Annotated in this window: 31 protein-coding genes and 1 pseudogene; 23 read left to right on the top strand and 9 right to left on the bottom strand. The window is 64.7% G+C overall.

The annotated features are described in order from the left end of the window. Nucleotides 1-8: 8 nt before the first annotated feature. Entirely contained in the window at nt 9-1,331 is a 1,323-nt protein-coding gene (locus C2I35_RS15255; RefSeq protein WP_103763926.1) for a ferredoxin reductase family protein, read from the bottom strand. A 128-nt stretch (nt 1,332-1,459) separates the two neighbouring features. Between C2I35_RS15255 and C2I35_RS15250 the strand changes: the two genes are divergently transcribed. The 3 genes from C2I35_RS15250 to C2I35_RS15240 are packed head-to-tail and all read left to right on the top strand — an operon-like array spanning nt 1,460 to nt 4,468. Further along, a complete protein-coding gene (locus C2I35_RS15250; protein WP_103763925.1) occupies nt 1,460-2,773 on the top strand; it encodes a lipoprotein-releasing ABC transporter permease subunit in 1,314 nt (437 codons plus the stop codon). Continuing rightward, the gene (locus C2I35_RS15245) at nt 2,766-3,449 is read left to right on the top strand and encodes an ABC transporter ATP-binding protein (protein ID WP_103763924.1); all 684 of its coding nucleotides are present in this window, start codon (nt 2,766-2,768) and stop codon (nt 3,447-3,449) included. Before C2I35_RS15250 ends, C2I35_RS15245 begins: the two co-directional genes overlap by 8 nt. A 35-nt stretch (nt 3,450-3,484) precedes the next feature. Then, on the top strand, nt 3,485-4,468 hold the full coding sequence (locus C2I35_RS15240) for an Ldh family oxidoreductase (RefSeq protein WP_103763923.1): 984 nt from the start codon (nt 3,485-3,487) through the stop codon (nt 4,466-4,468). On the opposite strand, the gene C2I35_RS15235 is transcribed toward C2I35_RS15240, so the two are convergent. Both C2I35_RS15235 and C2I35_RS15230 read right to left on the bottom strand, forming a co-directional pair. Next, on the bottom strand, nt 4,465-4,755 hold the full coding sequence (locus C2I35_RS15235) for a hypothetical protein (protein ID WP_103763922.1): 291 nt from the start codon (nt 4,753-4,755) through the stop codon (nt 4,465-4,467). The two genes, C2I35_RS15240 and C2I35_RS15235, sit on opposite strands and share 4 nt — an antisense overlap. Before the next feature lie 65 nt (nt 4,756-4,820). Then, the gene (locus C2I35_RS15230) at nt 4,821-5,003 is read right to left on the bottom strand and encodes a hypothetical protein (RefSeq protein WP_103763921.1); all 183 of its coding nucleotides are present in this window, start codon (nt 5,001-5,003) and stop codon (nt 4,821-4,823) included. 160 nt (nt 5,004-5,163) lie between these two features. On the opposite strand from C2I35_RS15230, the gene C2I35_RS15225 reads away from it, so the two are divergent. The 8 genes from C2I35_RS15225 to C2I35_RS15190 all read left to right on the top strand — a co-directional run bounded on the left by C2I35_RS15225 (nt 5,164) and on the right by C2I35_RS15190 (nt 10,614). Beyond that, nucleotides 5,164-5,814, top strand: coding sequence for a DUF3047 domain-containing protein (locus tag C2I35_RS15225; RefSeq protein ID WP_103763920.1), 651 nt, complete (start codon nt 5,164-5,166; stop codon nt 5,812-5,814). A 153-nt stretch (nt 5,815-5,967) separates the two neighbouring features. After that, nucleotides 5,968-6,411 carry a c-type cytochrome gene (locus C2I35_RS15220; RefSeq protein WP_103763919.1) on the top strand — a complete coding sequence of 148 codons (444 nt, stop codon included), beginning with the start codon at nt 5,968-5,970 and terminating at the stop codon, nt 6,409-6,411. Nucleotides 6,412-6,471: 60 nt separating this feature from the next. Further along, entirely contained in the window at nt 6,472-6,870 is a 399-nt protein-coding gene (locus tag C2I35_RS15215) for a DUF4864 domain-containing protein (protein ID WP_103763918.1), read from the top strand. A gap of 99 nt (nt 6,871-6,969) precedes the next feature. After that, complete coding sequence (locus C2I35_RS15210) at nt 6,970-7,869, top strand: DMT family transporter (protein WP_245890504.1); 900 nt, start codon at nt 6,970-6,972, stop codon at nt 7,867-7,869. A gap of 66 nt (nt 7,870-7,935) precedes the next feature. Beyond that, nucleotides 7,936-8,343: a universal stress protein gene (locus C2I35_RS15205; RefSeq protein WP_103764085.1), complete on the top strand. Its 408-nt coding sequence runs from the start codon at nt 7,936-7,938 to the stop codon at nt 8,341-8,343. A 67-nt stretch (nt 8,344-8,410) separates the two neighbouring features. After that, a complete protein-coding gene (locus C2I35_RS15200) occupies nt 8,411-8,638 on the top strand; it encodes a TFIIB-type zinc ribbon-containing protein (protein ID WP_103763916.1) in 228 nt (75 codons plus the stop codon). A gap of 178 nt (nt 8,639-8,816) precedes the next feature. Further along, nucleotides 8,817-9,788 carry an SH3 domain-containing protein gene (locus tag C2I35_RS15195; RefSeq protein ID WP_103763915.1) on the top strand — a complete coding sequence of 324 codons (972 nt, stop codon included), beginning with the start codon at nt 8,817-8,819 and terminating at the stop codon, nt 9,786-9,788. Nucleotides 9,789-9,864: 76 nt separating this feature from the next. Continuing rightward, nucleotides 9,865-10,614, top strand: coding sequence for a sulfotransferase-like domain-containing protein (locus C2I35_RS15190; RefSeq protein WP_103763914.1), 750 nt, complete (start codon nt 9,865-9,867; stop codon nt 10,612-10,614). A gap of 58 nt (nt 10,615-10,672) precedes the next feature. Here the strand turns inward: C2I35_RS15190 and C2I35_RS15185 are convergent, their stop codons facing one another. Then, nucleotides 10,673-11,167 (bottom strand): hypothetical protein, encoded by a 495-nt coding sequence (locus C2I35_RS15185; protein ID WP_103764084.1) that lies wholly within the window; start codon nt 11,165-11,167, stop codon nt 10,673-10,675. A gap of 164 nt (nt 11,168-11,331) precedes the next feature. On the opposite strand from C2I35_RS15185, the gene C2I35_RS15180 reads away from it, so the two are divergent. Continuing rightward, nucleotides 11,332-12,033 carry a DUF1353 domain-containing protein gene (locus tag C2I35_RS15180; protein WP_103763913.1) on the top strand — a complete coding sequence of 234 codons (702 nt, stop codon included), beginning with the start codon at nt 11,332-11,334 and terminating at the stop codon, nt 12,031-12,033. Nucleotides 12,034-12,073: 40 nt separating this feature from the next. After that, on the top strand, nt 12,074-12,391 hold the full coding sequence (locus C2I35_RS15175; RefSeq protein ID WP_103763912.1) for an antibiotic biosynthesis monooxygenase family protein: 318 nt from the start codon (nt 12,074-12,076) through the stop codon (nt 12,389-12,391). Nucleotides 12,392-12,433: 42 nt separating this feature from the next. On the opposite strand, the gene C2I35_RS15170 is transcribed toward C2I35_RS15175, so the two are convergent. Next, a complete protein-coding gene (locus tag C2I35_RS15170; RefSeq protein ID WP_103763911.1) occupies nt 12,434-13,030 on the bottom strand; it encodes a DUF4145 domain-containing protein in 597 nt (198 codons plus the stop codon). A gap of 36 nt (nt 13,031-13,066) precedes the next feature. Beyond that, the gene (uvrB, locus tag C2I35_RS15165) at nt 13,067-15,265 is read right to left on the bottom strand and encodes an excinuclease ABC subunit UvrB (protein WP_103763910.1); all 2,199 of its coding nucleotides are present in this window, start codon (nt 15,263-15,265) and stop codon (nt 13,067-13,069) included. Nucleotides 15,266-15,489: 224 nt separating this feature from the next. On the opposite strand from uvrB, the gene C2I35_RS15160 reads away from it, so the two are divergent. The 9 genes from C2I35_RS15160 (at nt 15,490) to queF (ending at nt 22,362) form a co-directional block, all read left to right on the top strand. Then, nucleotides 15,490-15,801: an ETC complex I subunit gene (locus C2I35_RS15160; RefSeq protein ID WP_103763909.1), complete on the top strand. Its 312-nt coding sequence runs from the start codon at nt 15,490-15,492 to the stop codon at nt 15,799-15,801. A 195-nt stretch (nt 15,802-15,996) separates the two neighbouring features. Then, nucleotides 15,997-16,896, top strand: coding sequence for a polyphosphate kinase 2 (gene ppk2 / locus C2I35_RS15155; protein ID WP_245890518.1), 900 nt, complete (start codon nt 15,997-15,999; stop codon nt 16,894-16,896). Between the two features lie 127 nt (nt 16,897-17,023). Next, nucleotides 17,024-17,662: a DUF1007 family protein gene (locus C2I35_RS15150; RefSeq protein WP_170067230.1), complete on the top strand. Its 639-nt coding sequence runs from the start codon at nt 17,024-17,026 to the stop codon at nt 17,660-17,662. Then, nucleotides 17,647-18,561, top strand: coding sequence for a nickel/cobalt transporter (locus C2I35_RS15145; RefSeq protein WP_103763906.1), 915 nt, complete (start codon nt 17,647-17,649; stop codon nt 18,559-18,561). The genes C2I35_RS15150 and C2I35_RS15145 overlap by 16 nt, the downstream gene beginning before the upstream one ends. A gap of 113 nt (nt 18,562-18,674) precedes the next feature. Beyond that, nucleotides 18,675-20,063: an MATE family efflux transporter gene (locus C2I35_RS15140; RefSeq protein ID WP_103763905.1), complete on the top strand. Its 1,389-nt coding sequence runs from the start codon at nt 18,675-18,677 to the stop codon at nt 20,061-20,063. A gap of 49 nt (nt 20,064-20,112) precedes the next feature. After that, nucleotides 20,113-20,805 (top strand): 7-cyano-7-deazaguanine synthase QueC, encoded by a 693-nt coding sequence (gene queC / locus C2I35_RS15135; RefSeq protein WP_103763904.1) that lies wholly within the window; start codon nt 20,113-20,115, stop codon nt 20,803-20,805. Beyond that, the gene (locus C2I35_RS15130; RefSeq protein WP_103763903.1) at nt 20,805-21,161 is read left to right on the top strand and encodes a 6-pyruvoyl trahydropterin synthase family protein; all 357 of its coding nucleotides are present in this window, start codon (nt 20,805-20,807) and stop codon (nt 21,159-21,161) included. Before queC ends, C2I35_RS15130 begins: the two co-directional genes overlap by 1 nt. Beyond that, nucleotides 21,140-21,886, top strand: coding sequence for a 7-carboxy-7-deazaguanine synthase QueE (gene queE / locus C2I35_RS15125; protein WP_103763902.1), 747 nt, complete (start codon nt 21,140-21,142; stop codon nt 21,884-21,886). Before C2I35_RS15130 ends, queE begins: the two co-directional genes overlap by 22 nt. 11 nt (nt 21,887-21,897) lie before the next feature. Then, nucleotides 21,898-22,362 carry a preQ(1) synthase gene (gene queF / locus C2I35_RS15120; RefSeq protein ID WP_103763901.1) on the top strand — a complete coding sequence of 155 codons (465 nt, stop codon included), beginning with the start codon at nt 21,898-21,900 and terminating at the stop codon, nt 22,360-22,362. A gap of 67 nt (nt 22,363-22,429) precedes the next feature. Here queF and C2I35_RS15115 read toward each other — a convergent pair whose 3' ends face one another. Further along, nucleotides 22,430-22,693 carry a YMGG-like glycine zipper-containing protein gene (locus tag C2I35_RS15115; protein ID WP_103763900.1) on the bottom strand — a complete coding sequence of 88 codons (264 nt, stop codon included), beginning with the start codon at nt 22,691-22,693 and terminating at the stop codon, nt 22,430-22,432. A 295-nt stretch (nt 22,694-22,988) separates the two neighbouring features. On the opposite strand from C2I35_RS15115, the gene C2I35_RS15110 reads away from it, so the two are divergent. Further along, nucleotides 22,989-23,867 carry a DMT family transporter gene (locus C2I35_RS15110; RefSeq protein WP_103763899.1) on the top strand — a complete coding sequence of 293 codons (879 nt, stop codon included), beginning with the start codon at nt 22,989-22,991 and terminating at the stop codon, nt 23,865-23,867. A gap of 49 nt (nt 23,868-23,916) precedes the next feature. Here C2I35_RS15110 and C2I35_RS15105 read toward each other — a convergent pair whose 3' ends face one another. Together C2I35_RS15105 and C2I35_RS15100 are read right to left on the bottom strand one after the other, a co-directional pair. Next, nucleotides 23,917-24,456, bottom strand: coding sequence for a hypothetical protein (locus C2I35_RS15105; protein ID WP_103763898.1), 540 nt, complete (start codon nt 24,454-24,456; stop codon nt 23,917-23,919). Between the two features lie 114 nt (nt 24,457-24,570). Continuing rightward, nucleotides 24,571-24,773 (bottom strand): annotated as a pseudogene (locus C2I35_RS15100) (acetate--CoA ligase); the annotation flags it as partial.

Raw genomic sequence — 24,773 nt, 5'->3', positions numbered from 1 at the left:
AAGATCGATCATTCATAGACGAACTGCTCGGACAGGATGTTGCGGGGTGGAATCCCGAGGGCGATGAGGCTGTCTTCGACCACGCGCAGCATCACCGGCGGGCCACAGAGGACATAGAGCCAGTCACGCTGGTCCGGCGTGCCGAATTCCCGGCGCAGCAGGTCGGGGGTGACATAGCCGGTTTCGCCGGTCCAGTCGGCGGGCGGCTCGGACAGGACATGGATGACCTTGGTGCCGTGGTCGCGTTCCAGCGCCTTCAGGTCCTTGGCGAAGGCGATCTGGCCGGCGTGGCGGTTGCCGTAAATCAGCGTGGTGGGCCGGGTGTCGCCGGTGGCGCGCAACTGGCGCAGAATGCCGATGATCGGGGCCAGGCCGACGCCGCCAGCGATCAGCGCGATGCCTGTGGCCTTTTCCCGACCGTCGAGCGTGAGGTGACCGTGGGGCGCCTCAAGCCAGGCGCGGGTGCCGAGGCGGAGGCGGTCGAGGGTGCCGGTGAAATCCCCAAGCTCCTTTATCAGGAACTGCACGTCGCCCCCGGCCGCGGGCGCGGAGCAGATCGAAAACGGGTTCTCGTTCAGCGAAAAGGCCGAATGCCCGACATTGAGCCAGGCGAACTGACCGGCGCGGTAGGGCAACGTGCCGTCGAAGTCGGGGGTGAGGGCGAGAACCCAGGTGCGATCGGCCTCATGCCGGATATCCGTGATGCGGAAGGGGCGGCGCAGGCGCAAAAGCGGCGCGATCAGGTAGACATAGAGGAGCGCCGCGACGGCCACGGTCAGCAGGCCGAGCCAGACCCAGGCCAGGAACGGCTCGGCGCTGTAGCGCCCGGCGCGCAGGGCGTGCAGCACGCCGAAGCCCGCAACGACCAGAGCGGCAAGCCCATGCAGAAGACGCCAGTGCTGGTAGCGCAGGCCGGTGGCGTCACGTCCGATTGCCATGCCGACCAGACCGCCAAGCAGGAGCCAGGCCGCGATGCCGGGCCAGAGCGCATGCCAGGAGGTCTCGGCCACTGTTTGTCGGGTGACGTCCCAGACCGGCGCCTGTGCCCGGGGCGAGATGTACAGGAACGGGTGGAGCAGGGCGAAGACCAGCGCCGCGCGCGCCAGAAGCTGGTGACTGCGCATGACCACGTCGCTTCCGACCCGCGCGGTGACGGATCGGAAGCGTCCGAGCAGCAGGAATTCCAGCAGGATCATCGCGAGGGCGACGAGGCCAAGTCCGGTCGCCAGTTCGTCCAAGGCGGTGCGCGGCTCCAGCCCCTGCGCCCAGGCGAGCCCGAGGGGCAGGAGGCCCAGCAGAAGGTAGAAGCCGATCAGGGCACCGGCAGGCATGGTACGTTTCCCCCCTGTGTCTCTGCTGCATATATCGGCATGATTTGAAACCGATGTGAAGACGGGGTTGACCTTGACCGGGGCCACGATACACCGCAGGGACAACTGAATTACCCGGGGGTTCCATCGTGGCAGCACAGCCCAAGCCGTTTTCCGCCTTCGAGACGATGATCGCGTGGCGCTACCTGCGGGCCAAGCGGGCCGAGGGCGGGGTCAGCGTCATGACGTGGATCAGCCTCATTGGCATCACGCTGGCGGTGTTCGCGCTGATTGCGACGCTGGCGGTGCGCGCAGGGTTTCGGGCCGAGTTCGTGGATACGATCCTGGGGTCGAACGCGCATGTGACGGTTTACAGTGCCGGCACGGTGGACCAGCAGACGGGGCGGATCGACCGGCAGATCACCGATTACGAGGCGATGGCGGAGCGGTTGCGGCAGGTCGAGGGCGTCACGCGGGCGGCTCCGTTGATCAAGAACCAGGTTCTGGCCACCGTGGGCGACCGCAATGCGGGGGTCGAGGTGCGGGGGATCACGCTGGAGGATCTGAAGGGGCTGCCGCGGATCGCAGACCCCGAGACCTCCCAGGGGAGTATTGAGGATTTCGCGCAGGACGCGGCCGAGACAGGGGTCTTTCCCATCGCCATCGGCTCCGGCGTGGCGAGTACGCTGGGGATCGGCGTGGGCGACAAGATCAGGGTGATCAACCCCACCGGCAACCGCACGGCGCTGGGCACCAGCCCTCGGGTGAATGCCTATGACGTGGTCTATGTGTTCAGCGCAGGGCGGTATGATATCGACCGCGTCCGTGTCTATCTGCCGTTCGAGGAGGCGCAGAGTTTTTTCAACAGCGAGGGGAAGGCGGACGAGATCGAGGTGATGATCGAGGAACCCGAGCGTGTGAACGACATGTCGCTGGCCCTGCTGCGCGCCGCCGGGGAGAACACGCAGATCTGGACCTGGCGGGATTCCAGCAGCGGGTTCCTGCGGGCGCTGGAGGTGGAGGACAACGTGATGTTCATCATCCTGTCGATCCTCGTGCTGATCGCGGCGATGAACATCACCAGCGGCTTGATCATGCTGGTCAAGAACAAGGGGCGGGATATCGGCATCCTGCGCACCATGGGGCTGACCGAGGGGTCGGTGCTGCGCGTGTTCTTCATGTGCGGTGCTTTCATCGGGATCATCGGCACGGTGATGGGGACGGTGCTGGGGTGTCTCTTTGCCATCTATATCGACCAGATTTTCGCGGTGATCGACAGTTTCAGCGAGCAGCCGATCTGGACACCCGACACGCGGGGGATCTATTTCCTGCCCGCCAAGCTGGAGTTCTGGGACGTGATGAGTGCCGTGGGCCTTTCGCTGTTCCTGAGCTTCGTGGTGACGATTTTCCCCGCCCGGCGGGCGGCACGGATGAACCCGGTGGAGGCGCTGCGTTATGAGTGAGGCGATGCTGAATCTGGCGGGGGTCGAGAAGGCCTATAACAAGGGCAAGGCCAACGAGGTGAGTGTACTGTCGGGCATCGACCTGACGATCGGCGCGGGGGAAATGGTGGCGCTGGTGGCGCCCTCGGGGGCGGGCAAGTCGACGCTGTTGCATATCGCGGGGTTGCTGGACACGGCCGATGCCGGCACGGTCGAGATCGGCGGCGAGGACATGGTGGGCCGGTCGGACCGGCGGCGCACGATCATGCGGCGGCAGGAGGTGGGTTTCGTCTATCAGTTTCACCACCTTTTGCCCGAGTTCACGGCGGAAGAGAACATCGTGCTGCCGCAGCTGGCCGATGGCATCAGCCGCAAGGTGGCCGACGCGCGGGCGACCGAGTTGCTAAGCCAAGTGGGTATTGCCGACCGGGCGAAGCACCGGCCCAGTGCCATGTCGGGCGGCGAGCAGCAGCGGGTGGCGTTCTGCCGGGCGCTGGCCAATTCGCCGCGCCTGTTGCTGGCGGACGAGCCGACGGGGAACCTGGACCCCGGCACGTCGGACCAGGTGTTCGCGGCGCTGGTTGAACTGGTGCGGGGCACCGGGCTGGCCGCGCTGATCGCGACGCATAATCTGGAGCTTGCGGCGCGGATGGACCGGGTGGTGAAGCTGGAGAACGGACGGATCGTGGTGGGGTGAAACCCCACCCTACGCAAGCGAAAACGGGGGATGCCATGCAGGTGACGTTGGGCGAGATCGAGACGACGGCGAAGGCGGCGCTGATGAAACATGGGGCCGAGCAGTGGATCGCGGGCGAGGTCGCCGCGGCGGTGCGCGAGGCGGAAGGCCTCGGTAACCGGATCTGCGGGCTTTATTACCTCGAAAGCTATTGCCAGCAGTTGCGGACGGGGCGCGTCAAGGGCGACGCGGTGCCGGAGGTGCGCAAGCCGCGGCCCGGCGTGGTCGAGGTGGATGCGAAATTCGGGTTTGCCCAGGCGGCGTTCTCGAAGGCGCTGCCGGAAGCGGTGAAGGCGGCGAAGGAGATGGGCACGATCAGCCTTGCGGTCTGTCATGCGCATACCTGCACCAGCCTGGGCTATTTCACGGCGCAGATCGCCCGGGCCGGGTTCATCGTGCTGGGCATGACCAACGCGACGCCGGTGGTGGCGCCGCCGGGAGGAAAATCCCGCGTGATCGGCACGAACCCGATTTCCTTTGCCGTGCCGGATGGCGAGGGCGGGGTGGCGATGCTGTTCGACCAATCCACGACCACGGTTGCGCTGGGCAAGATCACCATGGCCAAGGCGGCGGGCGAGACGATCCCCGAAGGCTGGGCCGTCGATGCGGACGGCAAGCCCACCACCGACCCGGAGGCGGCGCTGAAAGGCTCGCTGGTCAGCATGGGGGGCTACAAGGGTTGGGGGTTCGGCCTGATGGCGGAACTGTTGGCGGCGGGCATGACCGGCAGCCGGGCGGGCGTGGACCTTGGCCCGCTGAAAGCGCCCGAGGGCGACCCGCACGATATCGGAGATTTCTACCTGATCGTGGACCCCGATGTTTCGGGTGGCGCGTTCTTTGACCGGCTGACGCAGGTGTCGGGCGCAGTGCAGCGGGACGAGCGCGCGCGGATGCCGGGGCAGGCGCGCGCCGTGCAGGACCCGGTCAATGTCGACCCGGATGCGTGGGCGCTGGCGCAGCGGCTGGCGGGCGCGGATTAACCCGCGCAGGTGGCGCGCAGCATGTCCATTGCAGGCGCGCGCCGATCGTAGGAAGCCTCGAAAATCGCGCGGCTTTGCGACGGCGTGCAATCGGCCAGCCGGATGTTGCGGCCACGCTTGAGCGCCAGTGTCACGTCGTAGAGATCGTACTGGTCGAGGGCCGCGAAACTGGCGGCGCTGAAATGCGCGGGCACCAGGTCGGCCGGGTCGGGCTCGTCGAAATCCTGTGCGAAGGCGGTGCCGGCAAGGCTGGCGCAGAGGGCTGTCATGGTGAGGACGCGGTGCATCAAAAGGCTCCTGTTGTCTGACACCAGAGATATAGGGCGCGGGCACCAAAAACAGAAGAGCGGTTTCAGTTTGCCGGGTGGCAAGGCTCGTTCGGAGCGGCGCGGGCGCCGGGTGGCGGCAGCCGGTCCAGGGCCGGGTCGCAAGGCAGGGCGGCGCTGTGGGCGTCGGGCGCGGTGAGGGCCATCACGATCAGGCCGGTGCCGAGGCGCAGGGCGGGTTTCCAGGGGAAGGCGAAGGGTGGTGGCATGGGTGGCGTGTCCTTTGCTCTGTGACGGATGCAGATGGGTCGCCAGGGGGAACGGATCCGTTCAATCGAGATGCGCGGCGACTTGTGCTTCACGCATAGGTGACTGGCCCGTGTGGGCGGGGCGTCTAACTGCAAGGCAGACAACAGGGAGGTTATGATCATGCGTTTCGTTCTGCCGGTGGCCTTGGCCGCTATGACATCTTTTTCGGTATCCGATGCCCATGCCGCGCCGGTATCGTTTGATGGAAGCTGGAAGCATCAAAGGTTCTCGCTGTTCTCGGGCAACGACTATGCCCGCAGGGGCGGGGCGTTGGACGTGACCTCGGACGCCGCAGTGTCTCTGCTTTACCGCGAATTGCCCAAGAGCGCGTGGCAGGCCAGCGGGGCATCGTGGAACTGGCAGGTGTCGCAAAGCGTGCCGCCCACCAACCTGGCGCGCAAGGGTGGGGACGACCGCAACCTGGCGCTTTACTTCGTGTTCCTGCCGGAAGGCGCGGCCGAGCGTGCGCAGGGCAGCCGGGTGACGCGGCTGTTGTCGAACGAGGACGTGCGGGTGCTGGTCTATGTCTGGGGCGGTGACCACGCGCGCGGCGAGGTTCTGAACAGCCCCTATCTCGGTGCGCGGGGCAAGACGGTGGTACTGCGCGGTGCGGGGACGGGCGAGGCGCGCGAGAGCGTGGACCTCAACGCCGATTTCCGCCGCGCCTTTGGCGGGCCGGCGACATCGCTGGTGGGACTGGCCGTGTCCGGCGACAGTGACGACACCGATAGTATGATCCGCGCGCGGATTTCGGGGTTGCAGGTGCGGTAGAGCCCTGCGCGCCAATACATCGCGCATCTGATCCAGATCAAGGCGCGGCGCGCGACCGGGGTGCAGAATGATTCCTGCGATGCCGTTCGAACCGCGCCGGAGCACAGATGCCGGTGGCCGGGGCGCGGCATCCCTGCACGCCCGGAGGAGCATATGAGAGCATTCAGCACGCATGAAGGATGGGCCGGACGCCCGCGGCTGATCGGGGCGGTTGCATGTCTGGCCTTGGGCGCGGGGCCGGTCCTGGCGGAAGGGGACGCCGGAGCCGGTGCCGCGCTTTATGCACAGCATTGCGTTAGCTGTCACGGACCCCGTGCCGATGGTCACGGGCCGATGCGCGAGGTGCTGCTGGTGCAGCCCTCGGACCTGACAACGCTGACCGCCCGCCATGGCGGCACTTTCCCGGTGGAGCGCGTGGCGCAGAGGATCGACGGGCGCGACCCGCTGGTGTCGCACGGGTCCAGCATGCCGGTCTACGGCGATTTCTTTGACACGACGCGCCAGATCGCGGTGCGCACGGGGGCTGGACAGCCGGTGATGGTGTCGCAACCGGTTGCGGATCTGGTGGTGTTTTTGCAGTCGCTGCAGGAGCAGTAGCCGGCACGGCATTGATGCGCGGGCAGGACGGGCTATCATCCCTCTCAGAGGAGTGTATTGATGACCCGTTTTCTTTCTTTTCTTGTAGTGATCTTCCTTTTGGCCATGCCGGCGCGTGCCGACGACGCTGCGCGTCAGGTTATCTCGGACCAGCTTGACGCGTTTCAGCAGGACGATTTCGACAGCGCCTTCACCCATGCCAGCCCGATGATCCAGGGCATCTTCGGCTCGCCCGAGCGGTTCGGGCAGATGGTGCGCAACGGCTATCCGATGGTCTGGCGCCCGGCCGAAGTGGAATTCCTGGGTGAGCGGGACAAGGGCGATGCACTGGTTCAGGACGTGCTGATCCGCGGTGCGGACGGCGTGTATTACGAGCTGGAATACGAGATGATCCAGGGGCCAGGCGGCTGGAAGATCAACGGTGTGCAATTGAAGCGCACCGGCGACGGCGTGGCCTGACGCCGCGGCTTGCCGGACGGCAGGCCGGACTGACCTGACGCGCGGTATTTGCCGCAAGAAACGGGTCGTCCGGACAAGGGTGTCATGCGACCAACGGGCATGAGCGACAGCCCGTCCATATCCCCATCCTCCGCCCTGATGCTGCTGGCGCTGGCCGCCGTCTGGGGCGGGTCGTTCTTTTTCGCGGAAATTGCGCTGACCGAGGTTCCGCCGCTGACCATCACGCTGCATCGGGTCGTCTGGGCGGTGCCGATTCTGCTGGTGGTCGTGCGAATGCTGGGGCTGCAGCTGCCAAGGGAGCCAAGGATCTGGGGCGCCTATCTCGTGATGGGGGCGCTGAACAACGCGCTCCCGTTCTCATTGATCTTCTGGGCGCAGGTGGAGATCCAGAGCGGGCTGGCCTCGATCCTGAATGGGACGACGGCGGTGTTCGGTGCGGTGGTGGCGGGGCTGCTGTTGCGCGACGAGCCGATGGTGCCGCGCAAGATCGTGGGCGCCTTGCTGGGCCTGGCGGGCGTGGCGGCGATCATGGGGCCGGACCTGCTGCGCGGTGTGGACCTTCGCAACCTTGCACAGCTTGCGGTGTTGGGCGCGGCGCTGAGCTATGCGCTGGCCAGTGTCTGGGCCAAGCGGGCGCTGGCGGGGCAGGCGCCCCAGATGAACGCGCTGGGGATGCTGATCGGATCGAGCCTGCTGATGCTGCCCGTGGCGCTGTGGGTGGACGGGGTGCCGCGGTTCGACCTTTCGATGCATGTCTGGGCGGCGCTGGTGTCGCTGGCGGCGCTGTCGACGGCGCTGGCCTACCTGCTTTACTTCGCCATCCTGCGGCGCGCGGGCGCGGCGAACCTGATGCTGGTGACGCTGATGATCCCGCCCTTTGCGGCGGGGCTTGGCGCGGTGTTCCTGGGCGAGCGACTAAGCGCGGAGGCGTGGGTCGGGTTCGGCCTGATCGCGCTGGGGCTGCTGGTGACGGACGGGCGCGTGTTGCGCCGGGGGTGATCCATGTCAAGGTGGGCGGGGGCGCGGCTGTGGGACAATGGCGTGTCCAAAGAGGAGGAGACCGTCATGTATACCCATATCCTTGTGCCTGTGTCCTTTGACGAAGATCGCGATGCGGCAGGCGCGATGCACGTGGCCGAAGTGCTGGCCGAGCACAGCGCGAAGATCACGCTGTTTCACGTCATCGAGCAGATCCCGAGCTATGCCGCGACCTATCTGCCCGGCGGTTACGTGAAAGAACGCAAGATCGCGATTCAGGCGGAGCTGGACAGCGCAGCCTCGGGCCTGGAGCACGCCGCCGGCGTGGTGGTGGATGGCCATTCGGGGCGCACCATCGTGGACTATGCCGACAGCCACAAGGTCGATTGCATCGTGATCGCGGGGCACCGCCCGGGGATGCAGGACCTGCTGCTGGGATCGACCGCGCAATACGTTGTGCGGCATGCCGCCTGCGCGGTGCATGTCCTGCGCTGAGGCTTGAGAAACCGGCGGGCGATGCCCATCTGGAATGCAATGAACAGGATTACAGGAGGACTGCCCGATGAAATGTCCGGTTGACGGAGAAACGCTGGTGATCACCGACCGCGCCGGTGTCGAGATCGACTATTGCCCGCAATGCCGTGGGGTGTGGCTTGACCGTGGCGAGCTGGACAAGCTCATCGAGCGGACCACGCCCGAGGCGCCGGATGCCCGCGTCTGGCAGGCCGACAGCCGCCCGCAGAAGAAGAAAAAGCGCGGCGGGTTCCTGGAAGAGCTGTTCGACTTCTGAGGCTGCCCCGGGATCTGTCGTTTTGACCGACGGTTCTTTCTTGGGCTGCTGGCGCCAGGAATGTGCTATGCTGGGCTTGCCCGCGGTTCGGCGGGCAGGCCCATTTCTTTAAACAAGCGAGTTTTCATTAGTTATCGGGGCCTTTGACTGAACAGCTACAGTTCAAGGGAGACCACTGATGAACGCGAGAGCATTTTTCCTGACAATGGCGATTGCTTGTGGGGCGCCTGCCGCTTTGGTGGCGCAGGATGACACGCGGACGGAAACGGTCCGCTTCGACGCGGGCACCAGCGGCACGACGATCACCGACAGCATCACCGGCTATGAAAGCGTGCTTTACACGTTGGGTGCAGAGGCCGGGCAGCGGATGCAGGTCAGATTGGAGCCGACGAACCTGGCCACCTATTTCAACGTCTACGCCCCCGGAAAGGGGCCGGGCGACGAGGCAATTGCCAATGCCGGGACGATGGGCGAGATGGTGCCCGATCTGAACCGGTTCGACGGGGTGCTGCCTGCATCCGGGACCTACACGATCTCGGTCTACATGATGCGCAGCGCGGCACGGCGCGAGGAAGTGTCTGACTACGAGCTTTCCATCAGCATCGAGGGCGCGACCGGTGATACGGTACAGAACGACTATGCCGACGGGCTGCAGGGCGGGCCGGATTTTTACCGCGTGGCGACGTCGGGCGGCGGTGTGCTGAATCTGCGCGAAGCTCCGTCGGGCGGCGCGGCCGTGGTGACGACGCTGAACAACGGGCAGAACGTCCGCAACCTGGGCTGCCGGATGGAAGAAGCGCGGCGCTGGTGCCGGGTGGCGACACTGGCCGATCCGGGTTTTGAGGGCTGGGCCGCAGGAGACTACCTTGTGGAAGGCAGCAACGACCCGTCGGCAGGGCCGACCGGGACGGCGAGCGGCTCGGACGCAGCGGCCTCCGATATGCCAAGCGCCGCCGAGCAGGCCTGTCTGCAGGCTGTGACCGAGGAGACCAACAATCCTGACGTGGTCCTGCTGAGTTCGAGTTTTTCCGAGGCGGGCACGGAGGTGATCGTGGGCGTGGGGCCGGGGCAGGCGCCGTGGCAGTGCATTGCCTATCGCGACGGGTCCACCACGCGGCCCAAGTCACTGACCGACGAGGGGTCGCTCTGAGCGGGGGAGCCGGCGGGTGAAAGGCCTAGAAACTCTGGCGCGCGCTTTGTAGGGTCCGTCGCAGGAGGGCCGTTGCATGCACAAGATCATCGCGCTTTGGGCGCATCCGCGGTCGATGTCCACGGCGACGGAACGGATCATGCGCGAACGCGGCGACCTGGACGTGCTGCACGAGCCGTTCATGTACGACTATTACGTGGGCCAGGGCCGGGATTTTCCGGGGTTCGAGCCGGTGCCGGGGCATCCGACCACTTATGAGGGTATCTGCGACATGTTGCAGGAGCGGGCCGAGGATGGCCCGGTGTTTTTCAAGGACATGGCGTTTTACGTGGTGCCGCGGATGCTGGAGGACGCGCGGATGCTGCGCCGGATCACCCATGTTTTCCTGGTCCGTCCGCCGGTGGCGTCGCTGCTGAGTTATCACAAGCTGGATCCGGACTTCACGCTGGAGAACGTCGGGCTGGAGGCGCAATGGCGGCTGTACCAGGCGGCCGAGGCCGATGGGCTGTCGCCCGTGGTGATCGAGGCAGAGGCGGTGCGGGCCGACCCCAAGGGCATCATGCGCGCGCTTTGGGCGCGGATCGGGCTGGAGTGGACCGAGGCCGCGTTCGACTGGCAGGCCCCGCCCGAGGATTGGGAGCATGTCAGCGCGTGGCACGAAGAAGCGCGCACGTCCTCGGGCATCCGCACGGCGGACCCGGAGGAAATGCTGCGCAAGGAGATTGAATTCGACGCGCTGGTCGAGAAGGCGCCGCATCTGCTGGACTACCTGCGGCACCACGCGCCCTTTTTCCAGAAATTGTCGGAACGCGCGCTGCGCGTCTGAACGAAATCGCCCGCCCCGGCGAAGCGGGACGGGCGAAGACCGTTAGGGATTTGGTCGCTTACTGCATCTTCTCGGCGATGTTGTTGGCGAAGGCGCCGACCATCGCGTTGTAGAACTCCATGCTGCCGGGGGCGAGCAGCATGATGTCGGCGTCCGCCGGAAGCAGAACCGCGGCCTGCTCGGCGTTGACGGTCAGGCTGTAGGCTTCGTCATACTGGTCGCCGGGCCGTTCGATGACCACGTCGCCGGAAATCTTCGAGTCGGCCAGGTCGGCGACGTTCTCGAAGGACGAGGCCAGCTCGACCGAGGTGATGTCGATCATGATCTGGGCGCCGTCTTCGCCCTCGGCGGCGATCTGGTCGGCCAGCTGCACTGCCAGAGTACTTTTCAGGTCGGCGGGCAGGTTGGCCCAGACATTGGCGGCGGTGGCGTTCTGGATGGAGCTCAGGTCGGCCTCGACGGAAATGTCCGAGACAGCGGTTTCAGCTGCGGTCGCGGCGAGCGGCAGGGAAAGCAGGGCTGCCAGCGCGGTGGTTCTGAGAAACGATTTCATCATTCTACTCCTTTTCTGCGAACGCCGGATGGCCCCGTGGCGCATCCCTCGTGGCGTTCGGCGATACAACCGCGTCGTGGGCATGGTGGTTCCCGGCAGGTTTTGGAAATCGGCGGAATCGTGCCATGATGACCCGGCGCGACGCTTGAAAAGAAGGGGTTTGGATGCAGCGGCTTGGGGCGATTTTCATGGCCTTGGCAGGCCTTTCTGGCTGTGCGGAGGTGGATTTCGAGAGCGCCCGGGCGGGGGAATTCGACGGCGCGGTGTCGGTCTATTGGCTGGAACAGAGCACTGCGGGCTCGGGCAGCGGCGGGCGGTTCGTCTATGTGCCGGTGCCGGGATTCGAGTTGCGTTTCATCCGTCCTGAGGGGAGCGTGCCGGCCGTCATCGCGCCCGGCGTGATGTATACCGATGGCGGGTCGATTCCGCGCGTGGCGCAGGCGTTCCGGGGGTTTTCGCCCTGGAGTTACGGACCGGTCTATATCGTGCATGACTGGCTTTTCGCCGCGCGACGCTGCGTGCAGGACCCGGAGGCGACGCCGGAACAGCTGAAGACTCGCGACATGGCGTTCCAGGAAACGGTCGATATTTTCGTCGAGACGTTGAAGACGCTGGAGCGTGACCGGCGGATCGTGGCGCGGGATTTCAGCCAGGACACGGTGGCGAGCGCCATCGCCGGGCCGATCTCGCGCAACCTGTGGGCCCGAACGGACGCCTGTGACGAGAACCGGCTGTCGCCGCGGGACCAGGCGGTGGTGGACCGGATCCTGCAGCAGCAGAAGACGCTGCGGACTGCACGCGTACCGGGGCAGGAACAGGTGATCGAGGGCGTGCGGGTGCGACTGGTGGATACGATCTCGTTTTGAGGCGGTGCTGTGCTAGGCTCGAGCAGAGGAGGAATCGCCCATGTTGAAGATCGAGGCCGGGGCCACGTGCCAGACTGTCGTCACAACGTTCGAATGCTCGCCGGGCACCTGCGCGGATTTGCTGGAGGCGCTGGAGGCGGCTTATGCGGAGTTTATCTCGAAACAGACCGGGTTCATCGCCGCCGCGCTGCATGTGAACGACGCGCAGACGCGGATCGCCAATTACTCGCAATGGGAGCGGCGGGAGGATTTCCAGGCGATGCTGCGGTCCGAGGAGATGCGGCGGCGGAACCGGGAGTTCGCGGGTATGTGCTCGCGGTTCGAGCCGGTGATGTACGAGGTGGCGGGGGTGTTTTAACTGTTCAAAGGTATTCCAACAGTAAGGGGGAGGCTTACTCTTTTAGGTCGCGTCATTCAATGCTGATCTGACCCTGTTCTTTAGACCTTGTGCGGTTGCAATAAAATCGAAAGCTTCACCAGCTAGAAGTTTAAAATCAGTCGTGTGAGCAGCCTCATTTCTCAAATGTCGTAGGTTGTGAAGCAAAGACACTGTGTCTGCGTCAAGGATGTTATTTTTGTCTAGGACTCTTAATCTCGCCATAAAAGATACAGGCCGCTTGTTGGGAGAAACATTGAGCTTTTTTTCGTAGTTTGCCCAATTACTGGCAAACCATGAGCGGAGAATTTCTTCAATTTCGGCGAATTCTTTTAAGATAATCAGTTGTGCGTCTTCAGGCCTAAGTTCGCGAACATTGACGATTGAAGGTTCCACTCCCGCTTCTTTAGCGTCGTCCAGAAATTCATCCACCTCGCGACTGAAATCAAATTCGTTTCCTGCAAGCTTGGCTTTTCGCAGTTTACTTACAAGCAACGAAATCTGTTTTCGGAATAGTAGTGCGATCACTAGCACCGTAATAGGCCAAGCAAAACTCGCGGAAACGTCTTTTAAGAAGTTAAGCCATTGGCTGAAATAAAGGTAATCTGAAAACTTTTCCATTTGCGGAACTTAATTGAAGCATTTCAAGAAAGGCAATTACTTCTTCCTCCGCTTCACATTCCCACCCCGTTGCCCCGGTCGGCCCGCCGTCGACCGGCCCTGTGACTTCGTCGCCGCATCCGACGCGGCCTCGACCGCCGATTGACGCGCGAGAGGGTCGTCGTGGACGGCGAGGTCGACGGCCTCGAGGCGTTTGACCTCGTCGCGCAGGCGGGCGGCTTCTTCGAATTCGAGGTTCTCGGCAGCCTTGCGCATCTCGGTGCGCAACCCGTCCAGATGGGCTTGAAGGTTGGCGCCGACGAGGGGCTTGTCGACCTTGGCGGTCACGCGGTTCATGTCGACGTCTCCCTGGTAGAGACCAGCAAGGATGTCCTCGACATTTTTCCTGATTGTTTCAGGGGTTATGCCGTGTTCTTCATTATAGGCGATCTGCTTTTCGCGGCGGCGGTTGGTCTCGCCGATGGCGCGCTCCATGCTGCCGGTCATGCGATCGGCATACATGATCACGCGGCCCTCGGCGTTGCGCGCGGCGCGGCCGATGGTCTGGATCAGCGAGGTCTCGGAGCGCAGGAAGCCTTCCTTGTCCGCGTCCAGAATGGCGACGAGGCCGCATTCGGGAATATCCAGCCCCTCGCGCAAGAGGTTGATGCCGATCAGAACGTCGAAGGCGCCAAGGCGGAGGTCACGAAGAATCTCAATCCTTTCAATGGTATCGATGTCGGAGTGCATGTAGCGCACGCGGATGCCCTGCTCGTGCAGGTACTCGGTCAGGTCCTCGGCCATGCGCTTGGTGAGGGTGGTCACCAGCGTGCGGTAGCCGGCCTCGGACACGCGGCGCACCTCGTCCAGCAGGTCGTCGACCTGCATCTCGACCGGGCGGATCTCGACCTGAGGGTCCAGGAGGCCGGTGGGGCGGATCACCTGTTCGGTGAAGACGCCGCCCGTTTGCTCGATCTCCCACTTGGCCGGCGTGGCGGAGACAAAGACGGATTGCGGGCGCATGGCGTCCCATTCTTCGAACTTCAGGGGGCGGTTGTCCATGCAGCTGGGCAGGCGGAAGCCGTGTTCGGCCAGGGTGAACTTGCGACGGTAGTCACCCTTGTACATGCCGCCGATCTGGGGGACGGAGACGTGGGATTCGTCCGCGAAAACAATGGCATTGTCGGGAATGAACTCGAACAGCGTGGGGGGCGGCTCGCCCGGGGCGCGGCCCGTCAGGTAGCGCGAGTAGTTCTCGATCCCGTTGCAGACGCCGGTCGCCTCGAGCATTTCGAGGTCGAAATTGGTGCGTTGTTCCAGCCGCTGTGCCTCGAGCAGTTTGCCTTCGCCGACCAGCTGGTCGAGGCGGGTGCGCAGCTCTTTCTTGATGCCGATGATGGCTTGTTGCATCGTCGGTTTGGGCGTCACGTAGTGCGAGTTGGCATAGACGCGGATCTGGTCGAAGCTGTCGGTTTTCTCGCCCGTCAGGGGATCGAATTCAGTAATGGATTCAAGTTCTTCCCCGAAGAAGCTCAACTTCCAGGCGCGGTCCTCCAGGTGGGCGGGGAAGATCTCGAGGCTGTCACCGCGTACGCGGAATGAACCACGCTGGAAGGCCTGGTCGTTGCGGCGGTATTGCTGGGCGACAAGGTCGGCCATGACGGCGCGCTGGTCGTAGTCGGAGCCCACTTTCAGATCTTGTGTCATGGCGCCGTAGGTCTCGACCGACCCGATGCCGTAGATGCAGGAGACCGAGGCCACGATGATCACGTCGTCGCGTTCCAGAAGCGCGCGGGTGGCGGAGTGGCGCATCCGGTCGATCTGTTCGTTGATCTGGGATTCCTTCTCGATATAGGTGTCCGAGCGCGGCACGTAGGCCTCGGGCTGGTAGTAGTCGTAGTAGCTGACGAAATACTCGACCGCGTTGTTGGGAAAGAAATTCTTGAACTCGCCGTAAAGCTGGGCCGCCAGCGTCTTGTTGGGCGCGAGGATGATGGCGGGACGCTGGGTTTCCTCGATCACCGATGCCATGGTGTAGGTCTTGCCGGTGCCGGTGGCGCCGAGCAGGACCTGGTCCCGCTCGCCGTCGTTGACGCCCGAGGACAGCTCGGCGATGGCGGTGGGCTGGTCGCCGGCGGGCGAGAACTCGGTCACCATCTCGAACCGCTTGCCGCCCTCGAGCTTTTCGCGCGCCTTCACGTCGGGTGCGGGCGCGTGCATCAGGGCGGTGGACTTGTCGGAATGGGCGTAGGGCATGGGGGCGATTCCTTGAAACTTGCCCCAGACTTGATGCCTGCGAGCCCAAGTTCAAGGCGGGCGGGCGATGGTGCCTGGAATGGTGACGGGATTTGTCAGGAGGTGCGCGTGGGGATTTGAGTATTTTTGGCAAGAAAAAGCCGCGGGGCGCGCGCAAATGGCCTCTTGTGACAGTGGGGCCGCTTGGGGTAATCGGGAGGACAAGACCAGATCGGAGACGTATCATGCCAGCACGTATCTACCAGCCCGCGCGGACAGCCACCCAATCGGGGCAGGCCAAAACCAACACCTGGGTGCTGGAGCATGTCAACGAGACCGGGCGCGACGTGGATCCATTGATGGGCTGGACCAGTTCGTCGGACACGCAGGCGCAGGTGCGGTTGCGTTTTTCCAGCAAGGAGGCGGCGCTGGACTATGCCAAGGAGCACGGCATCGACGTGGTCGTGGCAGAGCCGCACAAGCGCAAGCCCAACATCCGGAGGGGCGGCTATGGCGAGAATTTCGCCACCAACCGCCGGGGCGCCTGGACCCACTGAGCCCATTGCATCGGGCGCGCGGGATGGCGGGCCGGTGCCGTGGGTGCAGAGCTTTGCCTCTGCCGCGGGGCAGTTCGATGCGGCGCTCTTGCCCGCGCGAGCTTGACAGGGATCAAGGTGCCGGATGGCAGAGGGCGGTATACTTCGCTTGATTTGATTGAGCGAAGGAGATGCGCGATGGCTGTCGTGGAACAGATGAACGCCAAGGCCCGTGGTAACGGGACGGCGGAGAGCGGGCAGGACAGCGTGACCGCGTTTCGCCGCGCCTTCGAGGCGGGCGAGTATCCCTACGAGGAGAAGATGAGCCGCGACGCCTACGAGGCGGAGAAGGCACCGTTGCAGGCCGAGTTGTTGAAAGTGCAGCACTGGGCGCAGGAGGCCGAGCAGAAATTCGTGCTGCTGTTCGAGGGGCGCGATGCGGCGGGCAAGGGGGGCACGATCAAGCGGTTCACCGAGCATCTGAACCCGCGGCAGGCCCGCGTGGTGGCGTTGAACAAACCCACCTGGGAAGAGCAGGGGCAGTGGTATTTCCAGAGGTATATCAACGAATTGCCGACTGTGGGCGAAATGGTGTTCTATGACCGGTCGTGGTACAACCGGGCCGGCGTGGAGCGGGTGATGGGCTTTTGCCAGCCGCATGAATACCTGGAGTTCATGCGCCAGACGCCCGAGTTGGAGCGGATGCTGACGCGGTCGGGCATTCGGCTGTACAAGTACTGGTTCTCGGTCACGCAGGAGGAGCAGAAGCGGCGGTTCGACAGCCGCGCCACGGACCCGCTGAAGCAGTGGAAGCTGAGCCCGATCGACAAGCAGAGCCTTGGCAAGTGGGATGACTACACCGAGGCGAAGGAGGCGATGTTCTTCTACACCGACACTGCCGATGCGCCTTGGACCGTCGTCAAGTCGAACGACAAGAAGCGTGCGCGGTTGAATTGCATGCGGCATTTCCTGGCCTCGCTGGACTATCCGGGCAAGGACGAGGAGATCGTGCAAAGGCCTGACCCGCTGATCGTGTCGACGGCGCAGCATGTGTTGCACGGCACGGATCATATTCTGGGCAAGTCGCTGCATCCCGACACGCGCAAGGGGTCTTGAGGCGCGCGACGGCCGCGGCCATTTCCTGCGCAGGAAATGGGCCGGAAAATGCGCATTTTCCGGTGGCGCGCGATGGCCGGTGCAGGGGCTCTTGCCGTGGGGGCGGCGAGGGCCTAGACCTTGCGGCATGTGGCGTTGCCTGACCTTTCTCTGTGGCCTGATTGCCGCGCCGATGGCGCAGGCGCATCCGCATGTCTTTGTGGATGTGACGCTTGCCCTGGAGACCGATGCGGAGGGGCGCGTTGACGGGGTCGAGGTGACGTGGGTCTATGATCCACTATTCACCATGCTGGTGTTGAGTGACCGGGGGCTGGATGCGGATGCGGATCTGAGCCTGACGGAGGAGGAAAAGGCCCTGTTGCTGGGCTTTGACCTGCAGGACTGGCCCGAGGGCTTTGACGGCGCGTTGTTTGCCTATGACGAGGACGGAGCGGTGGCGCTGGGTCCGGCGGAGGCGCTGTCGGTGGGGATGCAGGATGGGGCGCTGGTGACGCGGCATCGCAGGCCGGTTGCGGCGCGGGAGATCGGTGCGGGCGAGATGCTGCGGATGAAGCCTTATGATCCCTATTACTATGCCGCGCTGAGCCTGGTGGGCATAGACGGCCTGCCAGACGGCTGCACGGCGCGGATCGTGCCGCCGGACACGGATGCCGCCGATGCGCGGGTGGCCGAAATGGGCAACAGCAACGACGAGCTGTTCTTTGAAGAGGCGAAGGTGGGTGTCCACTATGCCTTTACCGCCGAGGTGACATGCGCGGGATCGTGACGGCGCTTGGTCTTGTCGTGGTGGCGCTGGCGGTCTGGCTGTGGGGCTTTGGCGGGGCAGGTGCCGTGCAGGCCTGGGCGCTGGAGGGTCAGCGCGAGGTGCAGCAGGCGATGGCGGGCTATTTGCAGAAGTTGCGGGCCGGGGAGGCCGGGGCGTTGATGGGCCTGTGGGGGATCTGCTTTGCCTACGGGTTTTTTCACGCGGCGGGGCCGGGGCATGGGAAGCTGTTGATCGGCGGGTACGGCGTGGGTCGCGCGGTGCCGGTCAAGCGGCTGGTGGGCCTGGCGCTGGCGTCGAGCCTGGCGCAGGCGGCGGCGGCGGTGCTGCTGGTCTATGCGGGACTTTACGCGCTGGGGCTGGGGCGCGAGGCCGTGACGGGGCTGGCCGATCGGACACTGGCGGCGGTGAGCTATGGCGCGATTGCGCTGGTGGGCGTGTGGCTGGTGCTGCGCGGGGCGATGAAGCTGTGGCGGGCGAGGGGCCACGGCCACGGGCATCACCACGACCATTCCCACGATCACGGTGACGGCGTCTGTTCGACCTGCGGGCATCGACACGGGCCGAGCGTGGAGGAAGCGGCCAATGTGCATGGCTGGCGGGAGGCGGCTGCGTTGGTGGGCGCGGTGGCGATCCGGCCCTGTACCGGGGCGCTGTTCCTGCTGATCCTGACATGGCGCTTCGGGATCGACCTGGCGGGCATTGCCGGCGCCTTCATCATGGGGCTGGGCACGGCGAGCGTGACCATGGTTGTGGCCGTGGCTGCCGTCAGCTTGCGGACAGGCGTGTTGGCGCGGCTGGCCACGGGAGGAGCGGGCGCAAGGGCGCTGCCGGTGATCGAGATGGCCGCCGGGGCGCTGATCGCCGTGGTGTCGCTGCAACTGGTGGCGGCGGTGCTGTAGGCGCCGCTGCGCCATGAGTATTTCTGGCAAGAAAAAGCGAGGCTGTGTACGAGGTTGTGCGGGCCAGTCGAAAGGGGTTTTGCGGACGCGGGAAAGCCTCTATGGGCTGGGGTATGACCGATGTGACGACATATCGTGCACACGCCCGGGCGGCGCTGAATCTGGGGCTGCCGCTCGTGGGCAGCCACCTTGCGCAATTGGCGATCACGCTGACGGACGCGCTGATGCTCGGCTGGTACTCGGTCGAGGCGCTGGCGGCGGAGGTGCTGGGGGGCACGCTCTTTTTCGTTCTGTTCATTTTCGGGTCGGGCTTTGCCTGGGCCGTGATGCCGCTGGTGGCGGCAGCGCAGGGCGCGGGGGATGAAACGCAAGTGCGGCGGGTGACGCGGATGGGCGGCTGGGCCTCGGTGCTGTTTGCCGCCTGTGCGTTGCCGGTGATGATCTGGTCGGGGCCGCTGTTCGTGTGGGCGGGGCAGGAGGCGGATACGTCGGCGCTGGCCGGGGAGTATGCGCGGATCGTGGGCTTCGCGTTGTTCCCGGCGCTGCTGGTTATGGTGCTGAAGTCGCACCTGGCGGCCCTGGAACGCACGCAAGTGGTTCTTTGGGTCACTGTGGCGGCGGTTGGGCTGAACGTGGTGGTGAACTACGCACTGATCTTCGGAAACTGGGGCGCGCCGGAGATGGGGGTGCGCGGGGCCGCCGTGGCGTCGCTGGTGGTGACGAGCGCGAGCTTCGTGGCGCTGGCGGTTTATGCGGCCAAGGTGACGCCCGAGCACGCATTGTTCCGCCGCGTCTGGCGGCCGGATTGGGAGGCGTTCGGGCAGGTGTTCCGGCTGGGCTGGCCCATCGGGATGACCAGCCTTGCGGAGGTGAGCCTGTTCGCCGCCTCGACGGTGATGATGGGCTGGCTGGGGACGATCGCACTGGCCGCGCACGGGATCGCGCTGCAGGTCAGTTCGGTCACGTTCATGGTGCATCTGGGGCTGAGCAACGCGGCGACGATCCGGGCGGGCAACGCGTTCGGGCGCGGTGACGGGCCGGGACTGCGGGACGGGGCGAAGGTGGTCTTGGCGCTGTCGGGCGTCTTTGCGGCGGTGACGGTGGTGCTGTTCCTGACGCTGCCGGAGCCGATGATCGCGGCGTTCCTGAACCCTGATGAGCCGGAGCGCGACGCAGTGGTCGCCGTGGGCGTGGGCCTGTTGGCGGCGGCGGCCCTGTTTCAGCTGGTGGACGCGGCGCAGGTGATGGCCTTGGGCCTGTTGCGCGGCGTGCAGGACACGCGGGTGCCGATGCTGATCGCCGTCGTCAGCTATTGGATCGTGGGCGTGCCGGTAAGTTACGCGATGGGGTTCTGGCTGGATTGGGGCGGTGTGGGCATCTGGCTGGGGCTGGCCGTGGGGCTGGCGCTGGCGGGGGTGTTCCTGCTGTGGCGCTTCTGGTGGTGGTCGGGCCGGAACGTGGCGGCGCGGGTCTTGCAAGAGAGCCGCGAAACCGCTAGGTGAACGCCCTGCGGTCGCAGCCTACCCGCGTTAAAAAACAAGGACCAAATCAATGGATACGATCGTGATCTGCTCTGGCGGGCTTGATTCCGTGTCGCTTGCCCACAAGGTGGCGGGCGAGGGGACGCTGCGGGGGCTGTTGTCTTTCGACTATGGCCAGCGGCATGTGAAGGAAGTGGCATATGCCGCGGCCTGTGCCAAGCGGCTGGGCGTGCCGCACAAGGTGGTGGACATCTCGGGCGTGGGCGCGGCGCTGGGTGGCTCGGCCCTGACCGATGACGTGGACGTGCCGGACGGGCATTACGCGGAAGAGACGATGAAGATCACCATCGTGCCGAACCGCAACGCGATCATGCTGGCCATCGCCTTTGGCATGGCCGCCGCCGAGAAGGCCGAGGCGGTGGCGGCCGCCGTGCATGGCGGAGATCATTTCATCTACCCTGACTGCCGGCCCGGGTTCGTCGAGGCGTTCCAGGCGATGCAGGATCAGGCGCTGGAGGGCGTGGCCGAGGTGCAGCTGTACACGCCGTTCCTGACGGGGTCGAAGGCGGATATCGTTGCCGAGGGCGCGCGCTGGAACACGCCCTTTGCCGAGACATGGTCGTGCTACAAGGGCGGCGACGTGCATTGCGGGCGCTGCGGCACCTGCGTGGAGCGGCGCGAGGCGTTTCACTTGGCGGGTGTCCCGGACCCGACCGCCTACGCGGATGAGACGTTCTGGAAAGCGGCGACGGGGGTGGCGTGATGTATACGATCACCAAGGAGTTTCATTTCTCGGCCAGTCACCAGTTGCACGGGTTGCCCGAGGACCATCAATGCGCGCGGCTGCACGGGCATAACTATGTGGTCGTTATCGAGCTTCGCGCCGCCGAGTTGAACGGGCATGGGTTCGTGCGGGATTACCTCGATCTGGCGGAGTTCAAGCGGTACGTTGATGAGACGCTGGATCATCGGCACCTGAATGATGTGCTGGGAGATGATTGTGTGACCGCCGAGCGGTTGGCGAAGCATTTCCATGACTGGTGCCATGCGCGGTGGCCCGAGGTGGCGGCGGCAAAGGTCAGCGAGACGCCGAAGACATGGGCGGAGTATCGGCCGTGAGCGAGAAGCACCTCATCCGTGTCTCCGAGATTTTCGGGCCGACGATCCAGGGCGAGGGGGCTTTGATCGGCCAGCCGACGGTGTTCGTGCGCACGGGTGGCTGCGATTTCCGCTGTTCGTGGTGCGACAGCATGCACGCGGTGGACAATGACTATCGCGATACGTGGAAGGCAATGACGCCCGAGGCGATCATGGAAGAAGTGGCGCGCCTGGCAGGGGGCAAGCCGATCCTGATCACGCTCTCGGGGGGCAACCCGGCGATTCAGCCGATGGCGGACCTGATCCGGCTTGGCCAGGAACAGGGCTGTTATTTCGCCATGGAAACCCAAGGGTCGGTCGTGCGCGGTTGGTTCGAGGCGCTGGACATGCTGGTGCTGTCGCCCAAGCCGCCGTCGAGCGGGATGCCGACCGACTGGGGGCTGGTGGCGGAATGCGTCGAGGCGGGCCAGGGCACGCAGACCATCCTGAAGCTCGTAGTGTTCGACGAGGCGGATTTTGCCTATGCGCGCGAGGCCGCGGCGATGTTTCCGCAACTGCCCGTCTACCTGCAGCCGGGCAACCATACGCCGCCGCCGCCCGATGACGACACGGCCCAAGTCGACCGCGACGGGCTGGAAGCGCGGATGCGCTGGCTGGTGGACAGGGTGACCGAAGAAAAGTGGTATGACGCGCGGGTGCTGCCGCAATTGCACGTGACCCTGTGGGGCAACATGCGCGGGGTCTGACGGAGGACGGAATGGCGGACAATATCTACAAGGATCTCAAGCAGCTGGGCGGCGAAACGAAAGTGCCGCAAAGCCCCGAAGAGGCCGAACTGGAGCGGGTCGAGAACCCGCAGACGGATGTGGCCTATAACGTGCGGTTCACCGCACCGGAATTCACATCGCTATGCCCGATGACCGGCCAGCCGGATTTCGCGCATCTGGTGATCGACTATGTTCCGGGCAAGTGGCTGGTGGAAAGCAAGTCGCTTAAGCTTTTCCTCACAAGTTTCCGTAATCACGGGGCTTTTCACGAGGACTGCACCATTTCGATCGCGCGACGTCTGGTGGATTATCTGGAACCGCAATGGCTGCGGATCGGGGGATACTGGTATCCGCGTGGGGGTATCCCGATCGACGTCTTTTGGCAGACCGGTGAGATACCGGCCGGTGTCTGGGTGCCGGATCAGGGCGTGCCACCGTATCGCGGGCGGGGCTGAAACGCAAAGCCCCAGAGTCTTCGTGCGAAGACTCTGGGGCTCGAAAATTCGAAAAATTTTCCGATGCTTAGCAGGGGCGCGTCACATAACCGCCACGGCCGTCCGCATAGGCGCATTGGTCGGTGCGCTGGTTCCGCGCGATAAGCGCGCCTGCAGCGGCGCCGCCAGCTGCGGTCACAACGGTCCAGCCGAGATTTGCGTCAAAGGCCTGGGCGGCAACGGCGCCTGCGCCTGCGCCGATCAGGGCGCCCTGTTCCTCCTCGGTCAGTGTGTCACATGCAGTGACGGTCAGGGCGGCGGCGGTAGCAAGTGCTGTGATGTGTTTTTTCATGAGTCCTCTTCCTTTTGCTGTACCTCCAACGACTTTAGAGCCCAAGAGTTCCACGTCAGGTCACATGATTTTTCATCCGCGTAAATCTGCGTAAGTGGCAGGGCTGTCGGCGGAAATACGCTTCCCTACATCAGGGTGGTGTAATCAGGATACCTTTTGGTCTGAAGCTCTCGGCAGCCATGGCGCAGAGGGCGGACCGGAACCCGCACACAGACTTGCGGGCAAAAAGGGCTGTTGCTCGGGGCGCCGTCGGCCCATAACAGCGACGGATCAGCCGAAGGACCTGCGCCCTTTCATGTCATCAGACCGCCCCGTCTGGCTACGGCTTGCACCGTTCATCTTTCTCTTGCTGTGGTCGGGAGGCTATGGCGTGGCGAAGGTCGGGCTGGTCTATGCCGCGCCGATGACGATCCTGGCGCTGCGTTTTGGGTTGGTGGTGGTGGCGATGGCGGTACTTTGGGCCGTGCTGCGTCCGCCTTTGCCGCAAAGCCGCGCGGAATGGGGACATCTGGCCATTGTCGGCCTACTGATCCAATCGGTTTATTTCGGTATGTCGTACTGCGCGCTGGAAGCGGGTGTCGCGGTGGGGACGTTGGCGCTTTTGATGACGCTGCAGCCGATCCTGGTGGCGCTGATCGCGCCGCGCTGGACAGGCGAGCGCGCGGGGTTGAAGCAGTGGTCCGGCTTGATCCTGGGGCTTGTCGGGGCTGGCATGGTGATCGGAGCACGCTCGGCGGTGGAGCCGCCCAGCCTCATGGGGTTCGTCTTTGCGATGATCGGACTTGGGGGCATCGTCACCGCGTCGCTTTGGGAAAAGCGGTACGGGCTGCGACACCACCCGGTGACCTCGAACCTTGTCGGTTATGCCGCCGGGCTATTGGGGATCCTGCCGTTGCTGGCGCTGCAGGAGGATCTGTCGATCAACTGGAGCTGGCCGTTCGTCGGCGTGCTGTTCTACCTGGTGGTGGGCAATTCGCTGCTGGCGGTGGGGCTGCTCCTGGCGATGATCCGGGTGGGTGACGTCGCCAAGGTATCGGCGCTTTTCTTCCTGGTGCCGCCGCTGGCCGCGGTGATCGCGTGGGTCATGCTGGGCGAGGTGATGCCTCCCCTGGCCTGGGGCGGCATGGCGCTGGCCGGTGTCGGCGTGGTGCTGGCGACGCGCAAGGCGGCATAGCGGCGGCAATGCGCGGGGTGGGAGGCGCGTGCGACCCTGTTGCGTCACGTCACTCTACGATGAAAACGCCACGGGCCTCTTTTGGCGGGGCGGAATGATCCTTGACCAGAAACGGGTATTCGCCCTTGCGCATGGGGTGAAAGCTGAACCGGGCACCGCCCTTGCCGTCGCACTGGATCGCGCGGAAGCTGAGACCCTGGGCGTAGAACTCCATTTCGCTTTCGAGGACCGACAGAACGCGGATATGTGCGTTTTCCATCAGCTGCGGGGACTCGAAATGAAAGCCGGTCTCGGGCGTGACCGCCTGCGGGCAGACCACGTTGAGCCGGTAGTAGCCGCCATGGGCCAGCCGGAATTCGGATTGCGAAATCGCGACGCCGCCGTCGGCATCGCGGGTCATCTCCAGGTGGATGTCGTTGGGCTTGCCTTCGCCAAGCTGGCCCGACACCGGCTGTTCGGCCAGCGCGGGTGTCGCGGCAAGGACGGCGGCAGAGATGAGGGCGCGGATGGGATGTGCGATGAGGGATCCTCCGGTGGATATTTCGAGAAAGAGAAATAGTTCCGCTGCGGCGATTTTCCAGTTGCGCATTTCGAGAGGGCGTCCTCTGACGGAGGCAAAGACGGCAGGGCAGGAAAAAGGGCCGGCACCTGCGGCACCGGCCCCGTGGCGTGGTGAGGTGGGCAGGATGCCCACCCTACGAGGTCAGCTCTTGTTCATTCTGTTGTCGATGAGGTCGTCGACGACGGAGGGGTCTGCGAGTGTGGAGGTGTCGCCGAGCGCGCCGTAGTCGTCCTCGGCGATCTTGCGCAGGATGCGGCGCATGATCTTGCCGGAGCGGGTTTTCGGCAGGCCGGGGGCCCATTGGATCAGGTCGGGCTTGGCGATGGGGCCGATCTCGGAGCGGA

This window comes from Roseovarius confluentis, assembly GCF_002917925.1.
In the GTDB taxonomy this organism is placed as follows: Bacteria; Pseudomonadota; Alphaproteobacteria; order Rhodobacterales; family Rhodobacteraceae; genus Roseovarius; species Roseovarius confluentis.
Note: the sequence above shows the minus strand (reverse complement) of the source record. Positions and strands in the feature narration are given on the sequence as shown.